Origin of the sequence: Intrasporangium chromatireducens Q5-1, assembly GCF_000576575.1 — a bacterium.
In the GTDB taxonomy this organism is placed as follows: Bacteria; Actinomycetota; Actinomycetes; order Actinomycetales; family Dermatophilaceae; genus Intrasporangium_A; species Intrasporangium_A chromatireducens.
Window position 1 is genome coordinate 1 of record NZ_AWQS01000248.1, and the last position, 5,394, is coordinate 5,394.

Sequence of the window (5,394 nt, forward strand, 5' to 3'; positions counted from 1 at the left end):
GCGCCAGCGGCGCGGTCCTGATGGTGCGCCTGTTCACCCAGCTGGTCCGGCAGCGCCGGGGCCGGGTGGGGCTGGCCGCCATCGCCGCCGGCGGAGGACAGGGAACCGCGCTGGTGGTAGCCGCATGCCCGTGATCCAGTTCGACGGGGTGGGCCACGCCTACCCCACCTCCGCTGGTGGCGCGACGACGGTGCTGCGCGAGGTCACGGTGCGGCTGACCGAGCACCGGGTCGGGATCATCGGCGGCAACGGCTCGGGCAAGTCGACCTTCGCCCGGATGCTCAACGCGCTCGTCGTCCCGTCCACGGGACGGGTCACCGTGGACGGGCTCGACACCGCCCGCGACGCGCGGGCGATTCGCCGCCGGGTCGGGTTCTGCTTCACCGACCCGGACGCGCAGATCGTCATGCCGACCGTGCAGGAGGACCTCGCCTTCAGCCTGCGCCGGCACGGCCTGCCCAAACCCGAGGTGGCCCGGCGGGTCGAGGCCGCCCTCGAGCTGTACGGCCTCGCGCCGTACCGGTCCCAGCCGGCGCACCTGCTCTCGGGCGGGCAGAAGCAGCTGCTCGCGTTGGCGGCGGTGCTGATCACCGAGCCGTCCCTCGTGGTGATGGACGAGCCGACGACGCTGCTGGATCTGGCCAACGCCCGGACGGTTCGCGATCTCGTGGCCGGGATGGAGCCGCAGGTGGTCCTGGTCACCCACCACCTGGACCTGCTCGACGGGTTCGACCGGGTCCTCGTCTTCGACGCCGGCCGGGTCGTGTGCGACGGGGCACCGGTCGACGCGACCGCGCACTACCGGGCACTGGTGCTGCCGTGACCGTGCTGGCGACCTACGTCCCGCGGGACTCGCCGGTCCACCGGCTACCGGCCGGGGTCAAGCTGACCGGCCTGGTGCTGGCCGGGCTGGGCACGGTCCTGCTCGGGCGTTGGTGGCAGAGCCTGCTGCTGCTCGCCTGTGTGGCCGGGCTGTACGGCGTGGCGCGTCTCACGTGGCGCTGCTTGGCCGTGCAGTTGCGGGCTGTCGCGTTGCTCGTCGCCGCGATCGGCGTTCTCCAGATCGTGGTCGCCGGGTGGGAACGGGCTGTGGTGACCTGCGGGAACCTCCTCGCGCTGGTCGCATTGGCGGCCCTGGTGAGCCTGACCACCCGCACCGATGACCTGATCGAGGTCGTGGTGCGCGGGAGTGGTCCGCTGCGCCGGTTCGGGGTCGAGCCCGAGCGGGTCGGGCTGCTCGTCTCCCTCGGGATCCGGTCCGTGCCCGTCGTGGCGCGTCTGGCCGGAGAGGTCCGCGACGCGCAGCTGGCCCGCGGCGCGGCGACCCGCCCGGTCGCGTTCCTCGTCCCGCTTGTGGTCCGGAGCCTGCGGCACGCCGACCGGGTCGGCGAGGCGCTGATCGCCCGCGGCGTGGACGACTAACGACCAACTACCCGCGAGACGCGAGTTCCCCGGCCAAGCCCACCCACCGGCGCGCGACTGCCGGGCCGAGCGCAACCGCGCTCAGCGGCATTCCCACTGTTGTTGTCTCACACGGGGACGGCGGAGGTGTCTACCGGCGCACGGGACGGGAGCAGGCGTGGGTCGGCGCGGTGCACGGCACCGGCGACCACCGCGGCCAGGACCGCCTTGGCGAGGTCACCGACGAGGAACAGCGCGCTGCCGGACATTGCTGCGGGCAGGCTGATCCCGGCGCGCCACGCGGTGACCGGGACCCCGATCGCGTAGAGCGCGATGATGCCGCCGATCACGGTGGCTACCAGCCCGTGGCCGAGCTGGTAGGGGGCGCCGCGGCGATACACCAGGGCCCCGATGACGGCAGCCGCCACCGGGAAGCCGAGCAGGTAGCCGGCGCTCGGTCCGGCGAAGACGCCCAGCCCGCCGCGGCCGCCGGCGAGCAGCGGCAGCCCCAACGCGACCAGCAGCAGGAAAAACAGCACCGCGGCCGCCGCACGGCGCGGGCCGAGCACCGCGCCGACCACCATGACCCCGAGCGACTGCAGCGTGATCGGCACCGGGAACCCGAATGGGGAGAAGGCCGGCACGAGGCCGAGCACCGCGATGAACGCGGCAAACGTCGCCGTCAACGCCAGATCACGGGTTCGGTTCGAGGAAGTGTGCATGGGCTACTCCAAGTGGACTCGAGCGGTTCATCCAACACCGCGAACGGCCGGCCGACGAACTCGCCAGCCCTGCCGTCCGCGTCGCAAAGCGGGAAGCCGGCCCGCACGGGTCCAAGCGCGACGTAGTGGCTCGGAGCTCTTGGCTGTGCCGGCAATCATCCTCTCGGGCAAGGGAACCCGACCGTCGCTGTGATGGATGGCACAGCTGCAGGCGTCGCCGGCTCGCGCGGCCGCGCCACTTGGCATGGGAGCGCGCTCAACCCCCCGGCCATGTCGGCGCAGCTGGTCGGCACCTGTGGCAGCGCCCAACCGTGCCAGTCCGGTACGGCGTGGCTCCCGGCGCCGAAACGCTGCGCAGGGGCGGCCCAGTGGACGAGATCACATTTCCGCCTATTGACACGGCCGCGTCCGGGGCGGTTCCATCGGGTTATCCATCCAGAGCGGCCTAGAGACCTGGCTCGTCAACGCCGCAGCAACCACCCCAACGGGGCCGGTGCTAATGCCAGGATCGATGAGGTCCCCATGAACTCGGCTCAGTGCCAAGGCGTTCCAGCTCGCTCGCTGGCTCTCGTGCGTCGGCTGCACGTCGACCTCGAGCGCACTCGCAGCGTCATGTGTCGCCGCGGCTGACGCCCTCCTGCCCAGTTCCGCACTGAACGGCCCCGATCGGGGCCGGGCACCGTGCGATGCCGCCGACGCACGTCGGGGATCGCTCTCTGCGCCCCTTATCCAACCGATCCTTGGAGATGCCGAGATGACCGACCGCACCTGGGGTTTCGCCACCCGCGCCATTCACGCCGGGGGCGGCCCTGACCCCACCACCGGGGCCCGTGCGGTGCCGATCTATGCGAGCACGAGCTTCGTCTTCGAGGACTCTGCGGATGCCGCGAACCTCTTTGCGCTGCAGAAGTACGGCACCGTCTACAGCCGCATCTCCAACCCGACCGTCGCGGCGTTCGAGGAGCGGATGGCCAGCCTGGAGGGCGGCCTCGGGGCCGTCGCGACGAGCAGCGGGCTCGCGGCGCAATACCTCGTCTTCGCCGCGCTGGCCGGTGCTGGCGAGCACATCGTCGCGTCCGCGCAGCTCTACGGCGGCACGATCAACCAGCTCAAGGTCTCCCTGGCCCGGTTCGGCGTCGAGACGACCTTCGTCGACGGCACGGACCCGGCCGACTACGCCGCCGCGATCACCGAGCGGACCAAGCTCGTCTTCGTCGAGCTGCTCGCCAACCCCTCCGGCGAGGTCGCCGACCTCGCCGGTTTGGCCGAGGCAGCCCACGCCGCGGGGGTCCCCCTCGTCGTCGACTCCACGACCGCGACACCCTGGCTGTGTCGACCGATCGAGCACGGGGCCGACATCGTCGTGCACTCGGCGACCAAGTTCATCGGCGGGCACGGCACCACCCTCGGTGGTGTCGTCGTCGACTCCGGCCGGTTCGACTGGGGCAACGGCCGGTTCCCGACAATGACCGAGCCCGTTGCCTCCTACAACGGGCTGCGCTGGTGGGACAACTTCGGCGAGTACGGCTTCCTGACCAAGCTGCGCAGCGAACAGCTGCGAGACATCGGCTCGAGCCTGCCCGCCACGAGCGCCTTCCAGCTCCTCGTCGGGCTCGAGACCCTACCGCAGCGGATGCGCGCGCACGTCGCCAACGCCCAGCGCGTCGCCGAGTGGCTCGCTGCCGACGACCGGGTCGCGTGGGTTCGCTACGCCGGGCTGCCCGGCTATTCGCACCCTGACCGGGTGCGTCGCTACCTGCCGCACGGCGCGGGATCGGTCCTGTCCTTCGGCGTCGTCGGCGGACGCATCGCGGGCCAGCGGTTCATCGAATCGGTCGAGCTGTGCAGCCACCTGGCCAACATTGGCGACACCAAGACCCTCGTCATCCACCCGGCGAGCACGACCCACCAGCAGCTCAGCGACGCACAGCTCGTCGCGTGCGGCGTCCCCGCCGACCTCGTCCGGATCAGCGTCGGCATCGAGGACATCGACGACATCCTCTGGGACCTCGGCCAGGCCCTGACGCTCGCCACCAAGGAGCCACAGTGAGCACCTGCGCCACCAACAACCCCGGATCGGGTATGCCGCCCACGACCACGGCGTGGTCCCCGCCTTCGGCGCGTGACCGGCTCGGCATCCTGCGCCGGACCAGGACCGTCGCCATGGTCGGTGCCTCGGCCAACCCGGCCCGGGCGAGCAACTTCGTCGCGACCTACCTGCTCTCCACGGCGGCGTACGAGGTGTGGTTCGTCAACCCCGGAGCCACCGAGATCCTCGGCCGGCCCGTCTACCCCTCCCTCGATGCGCTCCCCGGCGTCCCCGACCTCGTCGACGTCTTCCGCAAGCCGGCCGACCTGCCCCAGGTCCTCGAGGAGACCATCGCGGTCGGCGCCTCGACCCTCTGGCTCCAGCTCGGCCTCTGGGACGAGGACATCGCGGCCCGGGCCGAGCAGGCCGGCCTGACGGTCGTCATGGACCGATGTCTGAAGATCGAGCACGCCCGCTTCCACGGCGGGCTGCACCTCGCCGGCTTCGACACCGGCGTCATCAGCTCCCGACGGCGCCGAACCTGACACCCACCATCGCCCCCCGAGCCGAGGCCCTCAGTCCGCGGCCCACGACTTCTCGAAACGAGACCCCGTGACCTCCTTCCTCCTGCTCAGCGGCAGCCCGTCGCGCCCATCTCGCACCGCCGCCCTGCTCGACGACGCCGCCCAGCACCTCGACCTGGGCGGCCACACGGCGACCCGGATCGACGTGCTCGACTTGCCCGCGGCCGCCCTGCTGCGCGCCGACACCACTCACCCGGCGATTCAGAACGCCCTGGCCGCAGTCGATCTCGCCGACGCCCTCGTCATCGGCACCCCGGTCTACAAGGCGTCCTTCTCCGGCGTCCTGAAGACCTTCCTCGACCTGCTGCCGCAGAAGGCGCTGGCCGGCAAGGCGGTCCTGCCGCTCGCCACCGGTGGGACGATCGCGCACCTGCTGTCGATCGACTACGCGCTCCGCCCGGTCCTGCAGTCCCTCTCGCCGCGGCACGTCGCGCCCGGCCGGTTCGTCCTCGACACCCACCTCGTCAAGGAGGGACCCGGCCGCGGGATCAGCGACCCCACGGCCCGACGAGCGGTCCACCAGGCCGTCGAGCAGTTCGTCGCAGAGTCGTCCACCACCCAGTCGAGCCTGACCGAACCGGCCCTGTCCGCCTGAGGCCGAGCCACCCACCGACCGCGGCAGCATCGCGAGCCCGGTCAGCGGCATACCGAAAACGTC

The 5,394-nt window shown here is 71.7% G+C and carries 6 protein-coding genes and 1 riboswitch; of the genes, 5 read left to right on the forward strand and 1 reads right to left on the reverse strand.

Features of this window, described 5'->3' with window-relative positions:
- The first annotated feature begins 124 nt into the window (after positions 1 to 124).
- The gene (locus tag N864_RS18760; RefSeq protein ID WP_034720749.1) at positions 125 to 823 is read left to right on the forward strand and encodes an energy-coupling factor ABC transporter ATP-binding protein; all 699 of its coding nucleotides are present in this window, start codon (positions 125 to 127) and stop codon (positions 821 to 823) included.
- A complete protein-coding gene (locus tag N864_RS18765) occupies positions 820 to 1,422 on the forward strand; it encodes an energy-coupling factor transporter transmembrane component T family protein (RefSeq protein WP_155893017.1) in 603 nt (200 codons plus the stop codon). Before N864_RS18760 ends, N864_RS18765 begins: the two co-directional genes overlap by 4 nt.
- 107 nt (positions 1,423 to 1,529) lie before the next feature.
- Here N864_RS18765 and N864_RS18770 read toward each other — a convergent pair whose 3' ends face one another.
- Entirely contained in the window at positions 1,530 to 2,123 is a 594-nt protein-coding gene (locus tag N864_RS18770; protein WP_034720754.1) for a biotin transporter BioY, read from the reverse strand.
- A 428-nt stretch (positions 2,124 to 2,551) separates the two neighbouring features.
- A riboswitch (SAM riboswitch) is annotated at positions 2,552 to 2,641 on the forward strand.
- Positions 2,642 to 2,877: 236 nt separating this feature from the next.
- Between N864_RS18770 and N864_RS18775 the strand changes: the two genes are divergently transcribed.
- The 3 genes from N864_RS18775 (at position 2,878) to ssuE (ending at position 5,331) form a co-directional block, all read left to right on the forward strand.
- On the forward strand, positions 2,878 to 4,173 hold the full coding sequence (locus tag N864_RS18775) for an O-acetylhomoserine aminocarboxypropyltransferase/cysteine synthase family protein (protein ID WP_034720756.1): 1,296 nt from the start codon (positions 2,878 to 2,880) through the stop codon (positions 4,171 to 4,173).
- Positions 4,174 to 4,205: 32 nt separating this feature from the next.
- Positions 4,206 to 4,697 carry a CoA-binding protein gene (locus tag N864_RS18780; protein ID WP_034720769.1) on the forward strand — a complete coding sequence of 164 codons (492 nt, stop codon included), beginning with the start codon at positions 4,206 to 4,208 and terminating at the stop codon, positions 4,695 to 4,697.
- A 67-nt stretch (positions 4,698 to 4,764) separates the two neighbouring features.
- Positions 4,765 to 5,331 carry an NADPH-dependent FMN reductase gene (gene ssuE, locus N864_RS18785; RefSeq protein WP_034720760.1) on the forward strand — a complete coding sequence of 189 codons (567 nt, stop codon included), beginning with the start codon at positions 4,765 to 4,767 and terminating at the stop codon, positions 5,329 to 5,331.
- Positions 5,332 to 5,394: the final 63 nt, after the last annotated feature.

Bases quoted from the DNA above. Each gene is read 5' to 3' on its own strand.
- N864_RS18780 (WP_034720769.1), top strand. From the start codon at position 4,206: ATGCCGCCCACGACCACGGCGTGGTCCCCGCCTTCGGCGCGTGACCGG.
- N864_RS18775 (WP_034720756.1), top strand. From the start codon at position 2,878: ATGACCGACCGCACCTGGGGTTTCGCCACCCGCGCCATTCACGCCGGG.
- N864_RS18770 (WP_034720754.1), bottom strand. From the start codon at position 2,123: ATGCACACTTCCTCGAACCGAACCCGTGATCTGGCGTTGACGGCGACG.
- N864_RS18760 (WP_034720749.1), top strand. From the start codon at position 125: ATGCCCGTGATCCAGTTCGACGGGGTGGGCCACGCCTACCCCACCTCC.